This window comes from Nocardia sp. NPDC049935 (genome assembly GCF_055586645.1).
Window position 1 is genome coordinate 149,441 of sequence record NZ_JBVJHV010000008.1, and the last position, 20,150, is coordinate 169,590.

General features: G+C 67.9%; 15 protein-coding genes. 1 reads left to right on the plus strand and 14 read right to left on the minus strand.

All coding sequences use genetic code 11. The features are described 5' to 3' along the window. Positions 1 to 86: 86 nt before the first annotated feature. Genes ACZ6SF_RS27415 through ACZ6SF_RS27450 form a run of 8 tightly spaced genes read right to left on the minus strand, consistent with a single transcriptional unit; the run spans position 87 to position 10,778 of the window. Positions 87 to 2,684: a hypothetical protein gene (locus ACZ6SF_RS27415; protein WP_466065785.1), complete on the minus strand. Its 2,598-nt coding sequence runs from the start codon at positions 2,682 to 2,684 to the stop codon at positions 87 to 89. Positions 2,685 to 2,693: 9 nt separating this feature from the next. Then, on the minus strand, positions 2,694 to 2,999 hold the full coding sequence (locus ACZ6SF_RS27420; protein ID WP_466065787.1) for a hypothetical protein: 306 nt from the start codon (positions 2,997 to 2,999) through the stop codon (positions 2,694 to 2,696). A gap of 41 nt (positions 3,000 to 3,040) precedes the next feature. Then, positions 3,041 to 3,406: a hypothetical protein gene (locus ACZ6SF_RS27425; RefSeq protein ID WP_466065788.1), complete on the minus strand. Its 366-nt coding sequence runs from the start codon at positions 3,404 to 3,406 to the stop codon at positions 3,041 to 3,043. 30 nt (positions 3,407 to 3,436) lie between these two features. Beyond that, entirely contained in the window at positions 3,437 to 4,108 is a 672-nt protein-coding gene (locus tag ACZ6SF_RS27430) for a hypothetical protein (protein ID WP_466065790.1), read from the minus strand. Continuing rightward, positions 4,105 to 4,464 carry a YbaB/EbfC family nucleoid-associated protein gene (locus ACZ6SF_RS27435; protein ID WP_466065792.1) on the minus strand — a complete coding sequence of 120 codons (360 nt, stop codon included), beginning with the start codon at positions 4,462 to 4,464 and terminating at the stop codon, positions 4,105 to 4,107. The genes ACZ6SF_RS27430 and ACZ6SF_RS27435 overlap by 4 nt, the downstream gene beginning before the upstream one ends. Next, positions 4,461 to 5,942 carry a PPE domain-containing protein gene (locus ACZ6SF_RS27440; RefSeq protein WP_466065794.1) on the minus strand — a complete coding sequence of 494 codons (1,482 nt, stop codon included), beginning with the start codon at positions 5,940 to 5,942 and terminating at the stop codon, positions 4,461 to 4,463. Before ACZ6SF_RS27440 ends, ACZ6SF_RS27435 begins: the two co-directional genes overlap by 4 nt. A 33-nt stretch (positions 5,943 to 5,975) precedes the next feature. Continuing rightward, entirely contained in the window at positions 5,976 to 8,516 is a 2,541-nt protein-coding gene (locus ACZ6SF_RS27445) for a hypothetical protein (RefSeq protein ID WP_466065796.1), read from the minus strand. A gap of 9 nt (positions 8,517 to 8,525) precedes the next feature. After that, entirely contained in the window at positions 8,526 to 10,778 is a 2,253-nt protein-coding gene (locus ACZ6SF_RS27450; protein WP_466065797.1) for a hypothetical protein, read from the minus strand. 285 nt (positions 10,779 to 11,063) lie between these two features. On the opposite strand from ACZ6SF_RS27450, the gene ACZ6SF_RS27455 reads away from it, so the two are divergent. Continuing rightward, a complete protein-coding gene (locus ACZ6SF_RS27455; RefSeq protein WP_466065798.1) occupies positions 11,064 to 13,373 on the plus strand; it encodes a hypothetical protein in 2,310 nt (769 codons plus the stop codon). Positions 13,374 to 13,422: 49 nt separating this feature from the next. Here ACZ6SF_RS27455 and ACZ6SF_RS27460 read toward each other — a convergent pair whose 3' ends face one another. From ACZ6SF_RS27460 to ACZ6SF_RS27485, 6 genes are read right to left on the minus strand one after another with little or no spacing between them, the layout of a single operon-like run. Then, complete coding sequence (locus tag ACZ6SF_RS27460) at positions 13,423 to 14,913, minus strand: C40 family peptidase (RefSeq protein ID WP_466065800.1); 1,491 nt, start codon at positions 14,911 to 14,913, stop codon at positions 13,423 to 13,425. After that, entirely contained in the window at positions 14,910 to 15,746 is an 837-nt protein-coding gene (locus ACZ6SF_RS27465) for a hypothetical protein (RefSeq protein ID WP_466065802.1), read from the minus strand. Before ACZ6SF_RS27465 ends, ACZ6SF_RS27460 begins: the two co-directional genes overlap by 4 nt. Positions 15,747 to 15,783: 37 nt before the next feature. After that, positions 15,784 to 18,309 carry an ATP-binding protein gene (locus tag ACZ6SF_RS27470; RefSeq protein ID WP_466065804.1) on the minus strand — a complete coding sequence of 842 codons (2,526 nt, stop codon included), beginning with the start codon at positions 18,307 to 18,309 and terminating at the stop codon, positions 15,784 to 15,786. Further along, positions 18,309 to 18,869: a hypothetical protein gene (locus tag ACZ6SF_RS27475; RefSeq protein ID WP_466065806.1), complete on the minus strand. Its 561-nt coding sequence runs from the start codon at positions 18,867 to 18,869 to the stop codon at positions 18,309 to 18,311. Before ACZ6SF_RS27475 ends, ACZ6SF_RS27470 begins: the two co-directional genes overlap by 1 nt. Further along, the gene (locus ACZ6SF_RS27480; RefSeq protein WP_466065808.1) at positions 18,866 to 19,129 is read right to left on the minus strand and encodes a hypothetical protein; all 264 of its coding nucleotides are present in this window, start codon (positions 19,127 to 19,129) and stop codon (positions 18,866 to 18,868) included. Before ACZ6SF_RS27480 ends, ACZ6SF_RS27475 begins: the two co-directional genes overlap by 4 nt. Positions 19,130 to 19,142: 13 nt before the next feature. Then, the gene (locus ACZ6SF_RS27485; RefSeq protein ID WP_466065810.1) at positions 19,143 to 20,138 is read right to left on the minus strand and encodes a conjugal transfer protein; all 996 of its coding nucleotides are present in this window, start codon (positions 20,136 to 20,138) and stop codon (positions 19,143 to 19,145) included. Between the last annotated feature and the right edge of the window lie 12 nt (positions 20,139 to 20,150).

Genomic DNA, 20,150 nt, shown 5'->3' on the forward strand with positions numbered 1-20,150 from the left:
CTCGATCAAATCCTTTCCGCCAGCTATTACCCCCATTGTCAATTCTTCCCAATGCTGGGGAGTTTCGATACGCGGGTACACCTGGGTCAGCGGGTGGGGCCGGCGGTCACCGTACCCCGCGCGGGCGGCGGCGTGGCCTCGGTCTGCCGGGTGAAGACCGGATGGGTGAGGATCTGGGCGTGCGCGTACACCGCGTCGCGCAGGGTCTGGCGGTCGCGGTGCTCGGCGAGCAGCAGGACGAGTTCGTTGCAGCGGCGCTGGAAGGTCAGCGCGCGCACGACCGCGAGATCCGAATCCGGTTCCGGCTCGTCGGCGGTCGCGCGTAATTCGCCGAGCGCGATCCGTGAGGTATCGGCGCGATGCCCGAGCGCGGTCGCGGCGATCAGATCGTCCGCGTCCTGCATCTCCTCCCACCAGCTCGCCGCGAAATCCCGGCCGTCCCGCAGGGCACGCAGGATACGGAGGCGGATCTCCGGCGCCCCCATCGCGTCCACCGCCGCCAGATCCGCCCGCCCGACCCGGAGATGGGCGTCCACCGCCAGTTCCAGGCAGCGCAACGCGACCAGGGTGTCCGGGACCGCCGCCGTCCGGTCGAGTAATGCGGTGGCGGCGGTGAGTCCCAGCCGATCCCGGGTGCCGTGCCCCGGGGTACGCAGGTCCATGGTGTCCGACGGCCCCACCGAACCGGCGAGCCCCACGGCACCGAGCTGACGCCCCAGCACCGGATCGATAGGCTGCGAGGACGCCAGCGCCGCGAGTTTGGAACCCGATTTCTCCCCCCATGCCGCGGCGAATTCCACCAGGATCCGCGCGGGGTCGGCCACTCCCTCCCAGCCCGACCCCTCGGCGACGGTCCACAGCCAGGGCAGCGAGATCTCGGTCGGCAGATACAACCGCGCGGGCAGCCAGCCGCGCCCCTCGTTGGAGGTGACGAACGCGCTCACCCCGCTCGGGTGGCGCAGCACCGCCACCGCCCAATCCACCCCCACCACCCAGGAATCGGTGGCCGCCCGGATTCCGCCGAGCACGGTGCGGGCGAGGACGAGGTCACCGTCCACCCGCTCGCCCACCACGAATGCCGGTGCGGCCGAGGAGATCATGGCGACCCCGAGCGCCTCCTGCACGGTCGGCGCGCCCTCGGGCCTGTTCGTCTCCGGCGCACCATCCGGGAACGAGCCGGGCACTTTACCGACAGTGGCGGTGGGTACCGAGGCGCCGGTTCCGGGCAGGGCGACCTTCCCGGTCGCCCCCGGAGCCCGATGCGCCTCCACGACCCCTGGCACACCCTTGGCGACCTGGGTGGTCGATACCGCGGACGCGGCGACGCCCGGCGAACCGGGCGCGGGCGAACCGGCCGCCGCGGAACCCGCGCCTCCGGTCGTGGCCGCGGCGGTGGACGCCACCGTGCCCGGTGCGGCGGCCGCGGCGCCGCCCGGGAACGCCGCGGGCACGACCGGCACCGCCGGGGCTCCCGGCGCGGACCCGGAATCCTGGACCGCGGTGCGCGCCAGAACCTCCGATATGTCCCCGCGATCGGCACCGTCGGTTCGCACCGCTTCCGACGTGCGGTCCGGTGATCCGGCGCCGGCAGTCTCGGTATCCCCGGACCGGTCCCCCACCTGCCTATCGGTGTGATCGGCCGCGGGCCCGTCACCTGCCCCCGGGTCGTCCACCCCGGTATCGCTCGCCGCCCCCTCGGACCCGCCGCCGCGCACGCCGGGGTCCGGGCGCTGCCCCGGAGCCGGGCCGGACGCGCCGTACCCGGGATCGGACCCCACATGCGCCGGGCCGCCGTGCACTGGAACGTTCTCGCCGACAGGAGGTCCCCCACCCACGGGGTTCTCACCGCCGACCGGCGTCTGCGGACCGATGGGCAGATCGGCGGCGGCGCCCGGAGGCGGCAGCACCGGACCCGGCATTCCGGGCGGGGGGTGCAGGATATCGCCGACCAGGTCGATCAGAATTCTCCCGAGCGGGGAATCGGGCGGTACCAGATGTCCGAAACCCGGCCCCCAGCGCGGATGGTCTCCGCGGCGGCGCGGATCCCAGTGCCGATCGTTGCGGTCCCCCGGCCCCCAGGAGCGGCGTTGCTTCGACGGCCCCGCATCGGGTACCGAACCGGTGCGCCACGGGCCGGGTTGTCCCAGCGCCTCGGCGATATCGTCGAGGCGGGGCAGGCCCTGGGGGCCCATCGACCGCACGGCCGCCGAGACGATATCCCGGACATCCGCCCGTGCCTCGGTGAGGATCGCCTCGACCGCCCGGCGATCGGCCGCCGCCTCCTCCGCCTCGTCGCCCTCCCCGTCGTCCTCGGCATTGTTCTCGCGCCCGACCTGCTCGATCCGGTCCGTGGCGTCGTCCACCACGTCCAGAATCTGGTTGCGGGTGCGGCGCACCACGTCACCGAAGGTGCCGAAGGTGTCGGCCGCCGCCGACAACGCGGCCGCGAAGGCGCGCGGCCGGTTCTCCAGCGCGATCATCGCCAGCCGGATCCGCTCCAGCCCCTCCGAACGCCGGACCGCCTCGTCGAAGGCATGCCGGGCCTGTGTCACATCGGAGAGATTCAGGGCCTCCGCACCCTCCCGGGCCGCGGTCTCCAGGGCATGCCAGGCCGACGGCGGGATCTGCGGCCAGTCGTCACCGACGATCCGGTCCCAATGCGGACTCGCTTGCTCCGGCGCCATCGCGGACGGTCAGACCCCTGCCGACGAGACAGTTCTGCCGCCGTCGATATCGTTGTTGTCCAGGGTCGTCAGCGCGAAATCGTTGGCCCGCACGGTGATACCGGCCTGACGGCATGCCTCCGCGACCGCGTCGGTGAAGGTGTCGAGCATCCAATCGAGCCTGTCGGTGGTCACGCGATCCACCGGGGAATCGCCCTTGCACTGCAGCACCAGCGAATTCTTGGTCGAACCGAAACTCCCGGTCATCTCGGCCATGGCCACACCGAAATTGCCGCCGATCGCGCGCACCGTGTCCGGATCGTCGATATCCACCATCTGTCGTCTTCCTATCTGTCGATCGCTCGCGCCGGAGGTGCTCAGGCGGGCCGCAGCCCGAAGGCCTCGTCTTCCATGGCCTGGTACGCGGTCTCGCTGGGCAGACCGAAGGAATCGATGGTGTAGGAGCGGGCTCCGTTGGCCTCCATCTCACGCCGCAACCCGAGCCGGGATTTGGCATGCGCGAGGCGGGCCAGTTTCAGGATCTCCGCGCTCAACCAGCTGTCCCCGTTCTCCCGCGCGTCGTCGGTGATGTGCAGACCGACCACCTCGCCGTCCCGGTCGCAGGCCACGCCGACCGTGTGGTCAGGGTTGAACACCTCGTGTACCTGCTTCGATGCGGCCGGTTTCGCGGCCGGTTGGTCGCCGAAATCGTCGGCGGCGTCGTAGTCGTAATCGTCGGTCATCACTATCTCCCAGAGGTCACCCGGAAACTGTTACGCGGTCTCGGCCAGGGTCTGCGACAGCACCGCCCACGGCGCGTCGGCGATGGTCATCACCAGCCGCAACGGCCATACCCGCGCGCCCAGATACATTTCCGCGGAACCGTCGCCGAGCAGGTCCAGATAATCGGGACTGTCCATATCCGAGTTCATCGATACGGTGGTCACCGGCGGGCGGCCGTCGTCCACGGAGATCACCGAACCGCTACCGCCGGGGATGAAACTCTTGCGGCACCGCGGGCTACCGCCTAATGCCACCTCCGCACTGTTGGTCGTCACAGTGACATCGGGGTTCAGCAGTAGCTGGGTCACCCAGGAGCGTGCCGCCAATTCGGGCCGTTCGCCATTGATCCCGATCACCAGCGAACCTGCCAGATCCACTACCAGCAACTGCTCGCTGGTAGTGATACCGACGATCACCAGCCGATGGGCTCCCCCGGTCGGCGCGGGTAGATCGTCGGCGGCGACGGTGGTGGAATCCGCGCCGATACCGCCGTTGGCGGCCGGAAATTTGGTGACGATCCCGGTGGATACATCCACTGCGAAGGCGACGGCAGCCGCGGACGAACCGGCCCCGAGTCCGGCCAGCCGCGCCAGCCCCTCCTCGTGCAGCCAGCCGATCGCATCGGCCGCCGAAACCGAATCGTCCATCTCGGCGTCGGTCATCGTGCCGGCTCCGCGACCGGCTCCGGTTCACGCGCGGAACCCGCGTCCTCGGATTCGTTCTCGGTGATCACGGTTTCCATGATCACCTGGTACTGCCGGGCCGCGTCCTGGGTGCTCTCCCGGATGGCCGCCATGATCTCGGCGGCCAACTCGTCACTGGTGAACCGGTCCGTCGTGCCCGGCGCCAGATACAGACTGGTGAGCCGGCCCATCGCATCCACCTCGGGAATCACGGTGCCGCTGGGCGAGGGCCGCCGGGCCCGGACCTCGTCGATGCGCTCACGCATATCGGCGATCCGATGGCGCAGTTCGCGGGCCGCGTCCAATGCGGCCTGTACGTCGGGGTGAATGCTCATACGTTCCCTCCGGATCGGGTCGGGGCCTGGTTGGCCGGCGCCGGTGTCGGTTGCGTGACCGTCGGCGCGATGGTGGGCCGTTCCCCGATAACGGGTTCGGTATGCGGAGTGTCGTCGACGTACATGAGGCGGTCGGGATGCCAGGCCACCACCCGGTTCCGTTCGTTACCACCCGCGCCGCCGGCACCACCCATTCCGGGGCCCATCGGCGCGTACGGCATCATCGGCGACCCCGCGGTCCGAGCCCCCTGGCCACCGGCGCCGCCGGCCATGGCATCACCCACCGGAACCCGGGGCGCACTGCCCACATTCGCGCCGGTGACGGCACCGGCCAGTGGCATGGCCGTGGTGGCGGACAGCGTCTGCACATCGCTGACGCTGGGCACACCGCCGCCCGGCATCGAGGGCGATCCGCCACTGTTCATGGCCGGGAACGACGGCACCGCGTAGTCGCCCAGACCGTAATCGTCGTAGTAGTCGTCGTAATAGTCGTCGGAGATGTCCTCGTTCTGGGACAACCCGTTGGCGCCCAGCCCCATCATGCTCATGAGCGCCGGCAGCATCTGCGACAGCATCTGGTCTCCGGACCCGCTCTGCTGCCCTGCGCCCGCCGCCTCCGAACCCGCGGTGCCGGATTCCGAATTCCCGACACCGGTCCCCGTCTCGGCGACATAGGATCCGGTCGCCTCGCCCGCTCGCAGATTCAGCTCGTTGTATTCCGCCGTCGCCGCGGCCAGTGCCGCTTCGTTCTTCGACCGCGCCGCCGCCAGCATCCGTTTACGGGCCGCCCGGATCTCCTCCGGTGTCGGGTGTTTGGCCTTCACCCGGGCGAAGGCATTGCCGTAGGACTCCGCGCCCTGCGCCAGTTTCTCCATCGCGTCGCCCAGGTGGTCCATCCAGCCCCGATAGGTGGCGAAGCGTTGCGCGACGTCCGAACCCACCGGCGACCAATGCTGCAACACCGACCCCGCGCGATCCATATCACCGGACGCCTGGGCCCGGGAACTGGTGTTGAACAACCGGACCGAATCGGCGAAGCGGTACGCGGGCCCCGCCCCCGGGCCGTTCTGCAACTGCTGGGCGAAAGTCAGCGGATCACCGGTGACCACCGGCATGGTGGACAGGCCCGGCGGCACCCGCCGCAGCCCCACCTGTTCCACTGCCGGTACCGGATTACCCACCAGTTCGGCGCCCGACCCGTTGATCAACCGGGCGCCCTCGTCGTCGGTGGCCGAGTAGTCGGCCGCCGCCCGCCCGACCAGATGCGCATCGTGCTGGATTTTGTTCAGCACCCCGATCGTCGCGTTGAACAGCGCGGCGGCCTGGGAGTTCAGTTGCGGGACGGCCTGCGCCGAGATCGGGTCGGTTCCCGCGGGCAGCACCCATTCCCGGGGCATCGCCGCACCGGTCACCCGGGCCGTGTCCGCGGACCGTCCGGCCACCGACACGAGCTCGCCGAGATCGACGTTCAGCGCCATGCCCTGCTCCTCTCATCCATCGCCCGCATCCCGCTATGCCGGTGCCAGCACCGGGACATCGGTCGCGGACGGGTCCGCGGCCGCGCCGTCGACGTCCTGGCCCTTGTCGCCGGCGGCCTCGACGCCCTTGGGATGCTTGAAGCCGGCGAAATCGCCGAACGGGCCTTCGGCATCGGCCATATCCGGCGCGTACTGCTGCAATTCGCCGGCCACGACCGCCTCCAGTGTGCCGCTCTCCCCCTCCCCGAAGGCAACCAGGATGGCCGTACGGTAGGACGGGTCACCCTTCGGCTTCTCGGATTTCTGCTCGGATTGCTTCGAGTCCCCGGATTCACCCGCTGCGGAGCCGGGGTCGCCACCGAGCGAGGACACCACCGCCTGCGCCCCGGCCGGGACCTTCGATTCATCCTTCGATACCGCGACCGTCCATGTCGCGACATCGCCGGTCATCAGCTGGAACGGATCAACCGCGAGACCGATGTCCTTGGGATCGGTCCAGGCCGCCGCGGTCCCGTCGTACGCGGCCTGCGCGTCGGTACCGGACTTGTTGGCGAACGCCTTGTCGAGCCCCTGCGCGACCGCCGGCGAAACCCGCTGGCTGCGGCCGTCCGGGAAGGAGTAGGGCACCAGTCCGTCCTCGCCGGGCACCCGGCGCGGCGCCCCGACGCCGGTCTGGGTGGAGGTGGCACCGTTGGGTGCGCCGGTCTGGTGGTGGGCCGGTTGGGCCTGGGCCGGTGCGGCACCGGTGGCGGCCTGGTTCGACCACGGGGTGGTGGCGGCCGGCTGAGCCTGCGGCATAGTCGGCGCGGCGGCCCGGTCGTACCGGGACGGATCCAGGTCGCGCATCCGACTCGCCATATCGCTGTCGTTGGTGTTCTGCATGGCCGCCTTCGCCGCCATCATCTGGAACAGCGGACCCATGAGGCCACCGAGACTGCCCATTCCGCCCATCGCACTGTCGGCCCCGAGACCGGACATATTCGGGTTGTACGCGGCGGGAGTGGTGGACGGATTGTTGCTCGAACCCAACCCGCCGAGTTGGCTCTGCGGGTTGTCGGCCTGGTTCTGCAGATCCTCGGCGTCCTTACGGAACTGCTCGGTCGCGTCCTTCAGGTCCTCACTCGACGGCGTGCTGTTGTACCCGGGAATATTGCCGGGATCGTACGGATTGTTGACCCCGATCCGGGAACTGTCGGGGGTGTAGGCCGGGTCCTGCGCCTGATTCGCGAACCTGTCGACCGAGTTGGCAAGATCGTCGGAAGCCTTCTGGTCTCCCTGGTCGGGCCCGTTGACCTGACCGGCCGCGAGTTCGTTCTTTGCGGCCGCGTCTTCCATCACCCCGACCAGCTCGCCGAAAGCCTGGGAGAGGACGGTCAGGAAGTTGACGTCCGAATTGTCCGGGATACTCTGCATGACAGTGTTCACACCGGCGATGAGCTGGCCGATATTCTCTTTCCCGGTCTGCGAGATCTGCTCGACCTTGTCGATGGTCTCCGCGAGCGTTACCTGCGATTTGTCGAGGGCAGTGGCGGCGGAGGTCAAAGAGGCCGCCGCTTGCTGGTACGCGCTACCGCCCGCACTGGCCTGTTTGCCCGCGCCACCGCCGGGGACCTTCGGTATCGGAGTGATCGACAACTGCTCCTTCTTCTTCAGGTCGCCGAACATCTCGAAATTCTCGACGACCGAAGAGGCGAAGGAATTCGACTGCCCGGCATACCAGGTGATCAGCCCCTGCGAAAGCTTATCGGGCCGCAGCAGGAAACCGGATCCGCCTTCCACCACCACGGACGCATCCTGCAGAAAGGGTGGCGTCCACATCACGCCGGCTGCCTGGGCCGGAGCGATCCCGTCCCAGACCAGCGGAGTGTTGCCCTGCTCGGGTGCGCCGGCGTCTTTACCACCACCGCCGTCCGCGCCACTGGCTTCCGCGGCGGCCGCGTCATATGACTCGACGACGAAAGCCGAGCCGAGCCCGATCAATCCCGAGGTCCCGAACTGGTGGTACCACTTGAGGTTCTCACCGTTGCTGAAATGCCGAGCCCACTCTTCCCGGTTCTTCGTGCCCTTCTCGAATTTCTTGGCGGCGGACTCCAGGCCTTTGGCCCGCTTCATCGTATTCGTGACAGCATTGTCGGCCTGCCTGAGGTCGGCTAGCGTCGAGGGCTGCTGAGCTCCCGGAAGCATGTTACGCGCGCGTTGCCCCAGGCCGAGCGACCCGTGGTAAGACTCGAAATGCGTCAGGTACGAGTCCTGGGCAAGGCCCCTATCGACTTTGGCTTCCTCCCATTGCCTGTAAGGGTTGTCGGTGCCGGTGGCCATGGCCTCTCGCCTGGCCTTCACCACATCCGCGAGACGATTACCCGCGAATTTCCCGACGAGTCCGCCGCCCAGACCGCCGGCCGCCCCCAAGCCGGCCGCCTTGGCGAACCCGCCCACACTCCAGCCGTTTTCGACCATCTCACCTGCCAGACCACCCGCGGCGCCCCCGACCAGGCCTTTGACGACCACACCTCCGGGAACCCTGCTGGCGATCGTTCCTACCGCGACATCGGTGACGAATCCGAGGATGCCCATATCAACTCCTTACGCGGGCGCCACGGCGCCGACCGTGGCCTGGTCGACGGGAACAGCCTGGTCTGCAGATTCGGCGCTGCCGGAAGCCGCCTTGTCGATACCGGGCGGATGGAACAATCCCACGAAGGGCCCGAAGCCGCCCGCCGTATCGCTCATCTCGGCCAGTGAAACGACGGGCCGCAGGGCCCCGTCGACGACCGCTTCCAGCGTGCCACCGGCTTCGTTGTCGAACACCGCCAGTACCGCGTTGCGCTCCTGCCAGACTCCGATATCGCCGGTCATCACCTGATTCGGGTCCACTCGGGCCCCGGTGCGTTCGATATCGGTCCAGGCCGCGGGCGTCCGCTGGTATGCCTGCCGGGCGTCGGTGGTCGCCGCATTGCCGAAAGCGGCATCCAATACCGCCGCGACCACTGCCGACACCTCCTGGGTGCGGCCGTCCGGGAAGGTGTAGACGATATTCTCCGCTGTGCCCGCACTGCGGCGCCCGCCGGGAGGGGGTGTTGTGTTCGGTGCGGCGGTGACGGTTTTCGCCGCGGTGACGTTGTTCGCCGCCTGGGCTGTGGCCGGTTGCGCAACCACCTGGGGTTGCCGCGCCGGGGGTGTGCTGGGGGAAACCGATCCGGGGCGACCCTTGGTGTCGGTGCGACCCGGGTCGTCCGTACGCCGAGCAGAGCTGTCGGGCGCGGTTCCCTGCCGATTCATGGCTGCCTGCAGCAGGGCCGGCAGCAACATATTCGCGAAACCGGAGGTTGTCCCGGCGGTCATCGCATTCGGCACGAATGGCGCAGTCGCCGCCGGACCGCCACTGTTGCCGCTGCCCGGTACATCGAGCCCGTTCGAGCTCGTATCACCGGTTCCGGACGCTCCTTCGACGAGTTCGCCGGGTGAATCGGACGGATCCTCCGTAGCCGCCTCCGCGTCGAGGTCCAGCGGAGGCGGCGGAGACACCGACTCACCGGCCGAGGTCCCGGGCGCATCGGCGGACGGCCGATCGGCCGATGGCGGCCCGAAGACCTGGTCTCCGTTGTCGGTTGTTCGACCTCGATCTCCGGTGGTGCCGTCATTCGTATCGGTGGGCTGCCCGGTTTCACCCTGGGGTCTCAGCGGTTCCGCCGCCTGGGTGTCCGCGGCGACGGCTTCGAAGGCCTGGGCGTAGGTCGTCATGATCACTTCGGAGGTATTGAACGCAGATTCGATGAGCATCATGACGTAGGAATCTTCGCCTCCGCCCATGGCAGCGAGTTGTTCCGGGTCGATGAGGAACTCCGGGACCGCGATATCGTCCGGTCCGGCCGCGGATTCCTGGCTGCGCTGGGCCTTTTCCGTGTATTCCGTGACGAGCTCGCCGATCTTTTCCACATCCCGCGGATCGCATCCCGCGAAACGCTTCAGCGCATCGATGGAGGCGCCGATATCCTTGCGTCCACCGTCACACAGGGTCGCCGTCCGCTCGACCGCATGCGCCACCGCCCCGGTCATCGACCGTAATCGTGAGTACTGCTCCCGCAGTGCCTCCACCCGCTGGGAATAATCCGGGATATGCGCCGCCTCTTCACCCGAGATATCGCCGACCGCGAGTTCTTCGGGCAGCGTCCGGTCGGCGGGGTCCGTGCCGAAACTCTTCCAGTAGCCGAGATGGGTCGGGGGCAGCGTGCGATAGTTCTGCTGCATCGGTGGCGAGAATTCGAGGCCGTGAGGCATGCCATCCGGATCGGGCATGAAGACGTGGGGCATCCGTTTCGGGATATCGTCGAGTTCCTCTTCGCTGATATCGATCAGTGGGATGGCCGGGTAGCCGATGACGTTCTTGTAGAAACTGTCTTCGAGCCCGCTCGCGAGTGGACCGGTTCCCGCGGCCCCCAGCAGACCCATATAGGTGCGCCAGGGTGAAAGGTGCGCGCCACCGATCATGCGCGGGACCGCGCCCAGCACATTCTTGTTGAGAGCAAGCTTCTTGGCGGCCTCCTCACCCAGTTCGCTGGTCAGTTCGCGCGCGGCGGTCAGCGACCCGCGCGCACCGATGAGCCCGCGCACGCCCCACGAACCGGCGCCACCCAACGCTCCGCCCAACGCTCCGGCTCCGGCACCGACCAGGACATTCTCACCCTGATACGCGGCGACCGCTCCGCCCGCGACCGCGCCGGCCACCGCGGCGCCGATCGGCCCGCCCACCGCGAAGCCCGCGACGCTGACGGCGCCGACCAGAATGTCGTCGCCGTATTCGCCGAAGAAATCGCCTACCCCGTCCCAGAAACCCAACGGTTCACCTGCCCGGCCTCACCGCGGGCACGGGCACCCTCTCGGACCCCCTGCCGGCATTCCGGCACTCGGTCATCGCCCGGTGGGTTCGAGGTACCGGGCACGGACAGCCGACCATGCGCGAGACTCCCTTCCTGACCCGTTCATTGTCGGGGATTCCCATGAGCGGGAAGCGCTGACCTGGTGGAACAGGTCATCATCGAAACTTCGAGTCATACACTGACGCGCACGAACAATGGGTCCTCTCGGTGCGGGACCGATCAGCGACGCAGGAGGATACGGGCGATGAACCTGCGTAATCCGCTGAGACGAGCAGCCACCGCGGATTCCGTCCCGGCCGAGGCGAACTGGGATCCTCTCCGCTGGTATCCGGACACCCTCGCCCTCCGGGCGCGGACCTGGCTCGCGGCCCGGCCCTGGCGCCGTCGGCTGCTGTGGGCAAGCGTCACGGTTTTCGTGCTGGTGGTCTTTCCTGGGCTACTCGGCGTCGTCGCCACCGCGCAGGTGAGCAGCGGCGTATCCCAGATAGACGGGCTGAGCTGGATGAATGTCCGCGATTCCAACGGAGTCCCGCTCGCCGGCTATACCTTCGCCACCGACAAGGGCAGTCTGTTCAACCCGGGCAACACCATTCTGTGGACGCTGATCAATCTCGAGTTCGTCGGCTATATGGCGATCGTGACCACCGCCATCTGGATCATCGGGTTCGCGTTCAGCTTCACCTGGCTCGATATGTTCGCCGATGCCCTCACCGGTGTCGGCGACGCCCTCACCCGCCAGATCGCCACTCCCATGGTGCTCATCACCGCGGCCAGTATCGGCGCTTTCTTCGTCGCCTGGTTCATCGTCCGCGGCTTTCCCAGCAAGGCCACCATGCAGGTGGTCACCATGCTCGGGGTCGCGATACTCGGTCCGATCTTCCTGTCCGCACCCCTGGCCGATGTGCTCTCCTCGGACGGGCTGCTGACCCAGGGACGTGATGTGGGTCTTTCGGTCGCGGCGGGGCTCACCGGGGACGGCAGCCCGAATCCGGCCGAACTCGTCACGGTCGTCCAGCACGATCTGGCCGACAACTTCGCCCGTAAACCCGTCCAGGTGTGGAACTTCGGCCATATCGTCGACAACTACGCCGCCTGCGAAACCGCCTGGACCTCCGGTGTGCTCTCCGGTAAGGACACCAATGTCCGCGAGGGTATGCGGGACTGCGGCAACCAATCCGCGTACGCCCGGGCTTCGACTCCCACGATGGGTCAGGTCGGGACCGGATTGATCCTCCTGGTCTGCGCCACGGTTCTGCTGATGTTCGCGATCTACCTCGCGCTCAAGGTCATCAAGGCGGCCCTGAACGCCATCTACCACGGCTTCATGGCCATTTTCGGTTTCGCGGCCGGCGGTTTCGTCTACGGGCCCACCCAGACCTTCCTCGTGCGCAATATCGTCGACACTCTGGTCGCGGCGGCCCGGATGACCGCGTTCACGGTATTCCTCGGTGTCTATGTGCTCTTCATGGGCAACGTGTTCAATCAGGCGCAGGGCCAGGTGATGTCGGTGATCGTCATCGCCTGCGTGATCGAGATCGTGGCCATCACCCAGGTTCGCCGACTCAACAAGAGCCTGTCGCGTGGGAACGACTGGATCGCCAACCGGTTCTCGCTGGCCATTCAGGGCGGCTCCTCCGGGGGCGGCTCCGGCGGGGGCGGCGCCGCTCTGGGGATGGGTATGGGGGCCGGCGGTGGAGGTTCGGGCGGTGGCGGCCTGACCGGCATCGCCGCACTCGCCGCACTCAACACGGTGAACAGTTCCCCGGCCACGGCCTGGCTCCTGGGTGCCACCCCCAGCCCGCTGAATCCGCTCGCACGCGGTCGGAGGCGCTCCGATCTCGCCAATATCAGAACCGCCATGTCCCGCGAGGAGATGTACAACTGGTCGCAACTCGGCCGGGCGAACTGGCTGCGGAAAGCACGCGTGCGGGCCGATCCGTACGGCGGCATGACGGCGGCGCTCGGTGTCGCCAACGCACTGGACGGTGCGGGAGACAGCCGCGTGCCCGACAGTCAGATCGCCGGTTTGCTGCGCGCCGCCGGAACGCCCGACGAGCGGGTCCACCAGGTGCTGCGCGCCGCCTCCGCGCAGAAGTCGAGTATGTCGTCCAACCCCTACGGCTGGGCACCGCTGCAGAAGGCGCTCGCGGCCGGCCGCGCGGTCGAGAACCATCTCCGGCCAGGCGATTCACTGACAACTCGACAGGCATTCTCGGCCCAGGCGGTGGTCGCCGCCCAGAACTTCGCCCGGCATACCAGCGCACCGCCGCCGGGTGCACGGATCAACCACGCGTTCGTGAACGACGTCCGCCGCAATTGGGACTCCGATATCGCGCTTCGCAACGCGATCACGCCGCAGCAGTGGAATTCTGTCGGGCGCGACACCCGCTGGACCGTCGCGACCGAGGCGGCCACCGGGTTCGAACAGGCCGCGGTCAGGTACCACGCCAATCCGAGCGAACTCAATCGCCAGACTCTGATCCAGTGGTCCAACCGCATCGCCAATCTCGACCATCTCGACCCGGCCCACGGCCTCGACCCGTGGGATCCGTAGGCAGCACGGCACCGTGGGGCCCCGAACCCTCACGGGGCCGGGAACCGCGTCACGCGAAGCGGCCGGCCGCGAAACGTGTGGGGAGCGAGGTTATCTCGACATCCTTGCCGGTACGCGGAGCGTGTACGCACTGGCCGTTGCCGACGTACATCATCACGTGCCCCATCTCTCCGTTCTTGTAGCTGCTGGCCGGGAAGATCAGGTCACCGGGCCGGATATCGCTGTTGGCCACCCGGGGCAGGCTCCGGTACTGGTCGTCGGCGACCCGCGGAATATTGACGCCCGCCTTCTGCGCCGCGTATTGCATCAGTCCGGAGCAGTCGAAGCTACCGGGCCCCTCCGCACCCCACACATAGGGATCGCCTATCTGGGCGAGCGCCGTCTTCAGTGCATGCTGCGCCCGCGGGGAGGCCCCTCCGCCTCCTCCGCTCGACCCGCCCGAGGCGAGGTTCACTCCACCCGGCATCTTCTTACCGAGAATGTTGTAGAGATACTGGTTGGTGAGCTGTCCGATCGCCGAAGCGGTATCACCGGCGTTGCTCTGACCGCCCGAAACGATCTGGTGCGCCTTCTTCAGTGCAACGGTCAGGATCTGGCGGACCTTCTGCTGGCCTTCCTTGGTGTAGGCGGTCGGCCCGAGTTCGTTCAGCGCCTCGTTGACCTGTTTCAGCAGGTTACGCACGGCGGTCTTGTCGACCTTGTTCGAGCCGGCGAGACGCGAGATGTAATTGGCGAGCTGGGTATCGAGGTTGTTGAACGCCGTCGCCCGGTTGGCCTGGAACAGTTGTTCGGCCTTCACCATCGCCGCGCCTTCGCCGGACCCCGCGGTCTTCGGCGTGCCCAGCTCTTCGCGCAGTTTCTTGACCTCGGGATCGGTGGGTTCGCCCTCGCCGTAGACCGCCTCGAGGGCCTTCAGCGCGCGCATTGCCCGCTGGGACTCCGGCGCCATTCCGCCCTCGGCGCCGTCCACCACAGGATCGGTTCCGCCGCCTGGCGCGGCGCCACCGGAACCACCACCCAGCAATCCGGACAACGCGGACCCGATCATCGGCAGGAGCGCGGAGCCGGCCATCATCGCCATCGGCGCCATCTGGGCCAGTGACTCGGGGTCGAGCAGGGATCGAGCTTCTGTCTCGTCGGTGTCCCGGCCGGCATCCGGAGCGGATACCGGCGATCCCGCCGGCTGCCCCGGTGCCGCCGGCGGGGCAGCCGCGGCCGCGACCGGCTGCGCTACCGCCGCTCCCGGGGCCGTCGCCGGACCGGGTGCCGACGCGCCCGGCCCCGACGACGCAACGCCCGCCGGGGCGCCGCCGGCCGGGCCGGCGGCGGGGTTCGACACCGGCGTGGCACCGGGGGTCGACGCCTGCCCGGAGGGCAGGCCCGGCGCCCCCGGCGCGGAGCCGTTGTTCTGGCCCGCACCCCAGCGCCGGTGTTCGCCTGCGGTCCAGGGCGTTGTGGCATCCGGAGCGGTAGCGAGTATCGGATCCTCTTCGTCGACCTCGGCTCCCACCGGTTGTGGTCCCACCTCCGCACTTGTCACAGCGCCTCCCCGAGTACTCGCTTCACCCGTACTCCGTCACTGTCGGGGATGGCCGCGCGCACGAACCGTCCCGAGTCGGTGGTCATCATCTCGGTGGCACCGAGTGCGATTCCGGCTCTGGTAGCCCCGGAGCCGTCGTAATTCCAGAACACCAGATCACCCGGCGACACCGCGGCCCGCTCCACCAGCTGACCGCACAATCCCTGACCGGCGATGGTTCCCGGTAGAACGATCGGTGCCGTAACGCCCGGGTCCCCACAGCCGGCCGACGACGGCGCGTCCGGGGCTCGGGTGAGCGCACAATTCGCCTCGGCCGCGACCGAAGCGCTGTAGATCACGTCGCGCGCGAGCATCGCCGCGTCCGGCGTCCCACCGGCCTCGGGATAGCGCAGGGCGAGGCCGGCCGCACAGGTCGCGGCGGCACCGGTGTTCGGCCGATTCGACGGCGCATCCTGGTAGGGCGCCAGTCGCATCGCCGACAGACACGACCGGTCATGTCCGGACACCGCCGGATCGTCGGGGGCAACGGTCAGCGCGGCATACGGGTTGACACTCGGACGGGGCGAGCGTGAGGCCGCATCAGCGGTAGTGGTGGCAGCGGCGGAGGTAGGCGTGCCGGATGGCGAACCGGGTGGCCGGCCCAGCGCTATATCGCACTGACGCTGGAGGTCCGACCTCCCCAGCGACGTGAGTTCCCCTATCGGAGCCAGGACCGAGACCACCATTCCGCCACATCCACAGCACATCAGCACACCGAGGATCAGCAGTAGCCATACCGTGCGGGAGCGGTCACTGCCCGACGGATCGCCCCCGATCAGCTCGTCGATCGCCACGATCGGCACCGATAGGGAAACTGCGGCACGAAAGATCTCATCGCACGACCTCGGGCTCCGTCCGGTCCGCGCGTACAGCGAGTGTCGGAGTGCTGGTGATCGCGTCGGCCCGGTCGGCCCGGGCCGGACCCAATACCTTTCCGCGACCGATCCGGCTCAGCGCATCTCGCATGAACATCTCCCCGCGCCGCTCTTCCGGAACCTGACGCCCCGCCCCCACCGGTGGTGAGGTCTCCTCACGCAGTGCCTGCAGCAGGAACGGGGCTTCTTCGAGATCGACTCCCAGCCATTCGAGGCTGTTCCGCGCCAATGTTTCGTCGCGCTGGCGGAAAACGAAGCGGTTCGGGATCAGATTATGCGCCGCACCCCGGAAGTCGGTGGCCGGATCATGAGACGCCAACCCGATCGCGGCCAGATGCTTACGTCCGTCCCGGCTGAAATCCGAGGTCACCGCCGCCCCCACCTGCGTCTGGGTGAAATGATGCGCTTCGTCGCCCACCAGTAGCCCGAAACGCCCGTTGTCGGAGAGGAATGCCTCCCGCGCGGTGACTCCCACCAGTTCGTACAACGCGGTGCCGAGCCGTTTGGTCAGGGGTAACCGGTTGTACAGATGTGGGGTGGTCAACTCCTCGGCAGTGGGCAGGGCCAGCTTATGGGTCCGCACCACTGTCGCCGCGGCATCCAGCCTAATCGGCGCGAGGGCCGGATCGAACAGGACCGGCACACGTTCGGCGATGCTGCCCAGTCGCGCCGCCAGATCGGTGTACTCCTCCGGCGACCCCGGCTCGTCGCGTAACCGGCACACCACCCGGTACAGGTCGAGCAGACTGGTGATGCCGTAGTGGGCGATACCTTTGGGGGACAGCAGATTGCTGATCGCGGCACCGGTGCCCGAGGTGGGCGAGAGATCCAGCAGCGGTAGCACCGAGTCGAGCGCGCGCTCGCCCGCGACCCGGGGATCGAACAGCCGCAGGGGATCCAGCGAGACCGACGGGTCGGCAAGATCGATGATCACCGCGTCGTCGATCGCCGAGGCGAAATGTTCCCATTCCCCTACTTGACTGCGGTCGATGGCCAAGAACTGCCCACCCATATCGTGCACGAGCACCGCCATCAGTTTCAGGAAGTACGACTTTCCCGAACCCAGTTCGCCGGTCACCGCGAACGAAGCCGAAAGATCGTGTAGCGCGGCCTCCATGATTCCGAAGTGAATCGGCTCGAAATGCCCCGACAGCAGGTTGACGCCGATCACCGGACCGCTGTCGTCACCTATCTGACTCGTCGTGAAGGGTACGAAACCGGCCCACATATCGGAGGGGACGATATGAGCGAAATCGTCGAACGCCCGGCGCGGCGGACTGCCGGGCACCAGTAGCGACCACAGGTCCACCTGCGCGCCGACCGGGGCGGTCATCTCGACCTGGAATCGTTTGTACCGGCGCCGCAATGCGTTCACAGCATCCATCGTGTCGTCGTGCGATGAGCTGCCGACCGCGATCACCGTGGTGAACGACACCTCCGATTCGCCACCGTTGACCTCGAAATGCTGGTTGTACTCCCCCAGCATCTGCGCCTTCGACATCAGCGTGTTCTGCGCGAAGGAAAGCTCCTGGTCGCGCTGATCCATCTGCTCGCCGAGCCGCCGCAGATTCACCTCGTTGCTCTTGAGGACCTGGTCGGCGGGCTTCGTGGAGATCCGCATACCCCAGTCCACCGTGACATCCCCGAGCCCGTCGATGACATTCAGGAATTCACTGCCTCCGGGAAAAGCCATACCTCCGTACGGGAAAGAACGCGGTGTCAGCATCGCCTGATAGGACGGCCGGTATCCGATATCGGACTGCACCACCTTGACCACCGGGACGAACGAGGGCCGCAGACGCCGCGCAGAGTCCGCGCGGGCGCCCTCGTCGAGAGCCGCGGACTTGAACACCGCCGCGGTGGCATCATCCAGCGCGCCGGCCCGGGTGGGTGCTACCGGGTCACCGACCGCGCCACGGGCCAGGTAGTGCTCCCACAGCCATTGGAACAGGGCTGCCGGAACCGGCACCGGGTCGAAATCGTCACCGATGCGCGACAGGATCTCATCGGCTTCTGCCTCGTAGCCCTCGATCTCGGCACGAGAGAGCGTGGTGGCATCGATGGTGGTGGTGCTGCCCCGCCACATCCGTGACAGCGTGGAGATCCCACCGGTGTTCGCGGTACCGACCGGGATCGAGAGCAGGAAGATACGCGTCTGAGGTGCGATCGCCCGGACTCGTTCATAGGAGGCGAAAACCTCGTCGGCGTAGTCGGCGCACTCGTCGAGATCGACGCCCTCGACCATCTTGCTCAGCACATCGATGGTGTTCTGCCGCGCCTGGACGCCCAGCAACAGCGAACCGTTGGGCAGGTTGTTGATCAAGGAGTGGTGGGCGAGCTTGACATCGAACTTGTCGCCGGCCTTGCGCAGTCCATAACCGAGCGGGCTGATGAAATAGTTCGCGGTCACCAGCCCTGAATGAGTGAACTGCAGATGCCCGCGAATGGCCGCGGTCGGCTGCAAGTCCCGGTTGAATCCCATCAGCGTCCCTCTCCGCTTTTCGGCCGCCCCCCGTAACCGTCGACCAGCGACCGCCACTTCGACAGTCCGGCCGCCGTCGCCGCGGGCCGGGTGGATCGGCCACCGCTCACCAGGTCCAGCAACTGCACACCACGCGGGCGGTCCGCACCGGCGCTCGCCGGCGGTTCGTGCGGCAAGATCGCCACCACTGTCTGCTCGACGAACATGGTCACCCGGGCCGATTCGGGGGTCACCGGCATCCCCGAAGCCAGTACGGGTTTGGGCCACAGGATCAGCCGCCCGAACCACAGCACGCGCGACGACAGTCGTACGCCGGTATACGGTATGAGCCCCAGGCCGAAGCCGAGCACCACGGTCAAGGCCACACCCGCCAGGAAGGTCACCGCCGGATTCACCGGCAGGGTCATCGCCGCGGCGCCGGTGAGGATCAACCCCACCGCGACACCCGCCACCTGGGGCAGGGTGTAGGGCCCGAACGGCAGCTTCTGGCCGTTCTGGGCCTTGCCGATCATCGTCGGGACCCGTTTGACCGGGGTGAAGACCTTGATCACCTGGGTCACTGGTAGAGGCTTCCCACCGGGTGATCGGGCACGATCGTGTTCGCGTCACTGCGGGCGTAGTTGACCAGGGTCGGCAACATCCAGAACAGCACCGCCGCCAGGATTGCCGATCCCGCTACACCCAGGATCTTCGCGGGGGAGAGTTTGGATTTCGCGGCCTCGGCGATCAGCACACCCATCGAGACGATGGTGATGAGGATCAGGCCGGCCCACCGGACGAAGACCAGGATGCCGTAGAGGATATTGCTGATATTGCTCATGGTGGTCGCCTCATCAGTTCTGGGTCGCCGGCGGGATCTGCACAGTGGTGGTCGGAGCGGTGGTGGCGCCGGGCGCCGAATCGGACTTCTCTCCCTGGGGCATGACCGCGGTGAGCGGTTCCTTCAGCGCGGGCAGCGCTTCGATGGCCCGGACCTGCCATTGCCCCTCGCCGCGGACCATGGTCAGCGGATAGGCCAGCGAGGGCGCGCTCCCGCTCCCGCCCTTCGGGGTGACGGTCGCCAGCACCCGCGCCTGCGACCCCGCGGTCCCGCAGGCGGAATCCTCGGCCGTGACGGTCACGGTCTCCAGTTCGGTGTACGGCGCCGGGCGCAACGCCGCGATACCGGAGTCGACGCTGACATAGCGGGCCGTATCGCCGGAGCCGGTCAGATAGGCGGTGAGGAATCCGGTCGCCACCTGGGTGAACGGAGTCTCCTCCCCGCACGGCGCCGAATACGACTGCGCCAGGTCGGAACCGATGCCGGGAGCCGCGACGGCGGCGGGCAGGGTCAGCGCTCGCAGATTGCCCTCCGAGACCGAGACCGGCACCCGGTAGTACTGGCGCGGCGCCTGGGTCTGGCCGTGCCCGGTACGAACCGAGACGGTGACCGACCAGACGTCCACCGGACCCGCGGCCAGCGCACGCGAGATATAGACGACGAGCGGATCGCTTACCTGCTGCCCGGTTTTCGGCAGTGATATCTGCTGAGTTCCGTCGACGAAACGGGACAGTGCGTCGCGCTGCCCGGATCCGGCACTCAGATAGGTGACCACGAAATCCTCGGCGAACGAACCGGCCAGTTGCGCGTGCCCGGTCACACTCACCATGGACTCGTCACCCGGCGGCGCCGGGTCGGCGGCGAAGAAGCTGTAGACCGCGTGGCCGCCGCCGAGAACGGCGAGAACGGCGAGAACCACGACGACGATATTGTCGCGGCGCCGGCGCGCGGCCATCTGGCGAAGCAGTGCCTCGCCCGAATCCGCGCGTCCCGCCGCCCCAGTCCTCACTCTCGAAATGGT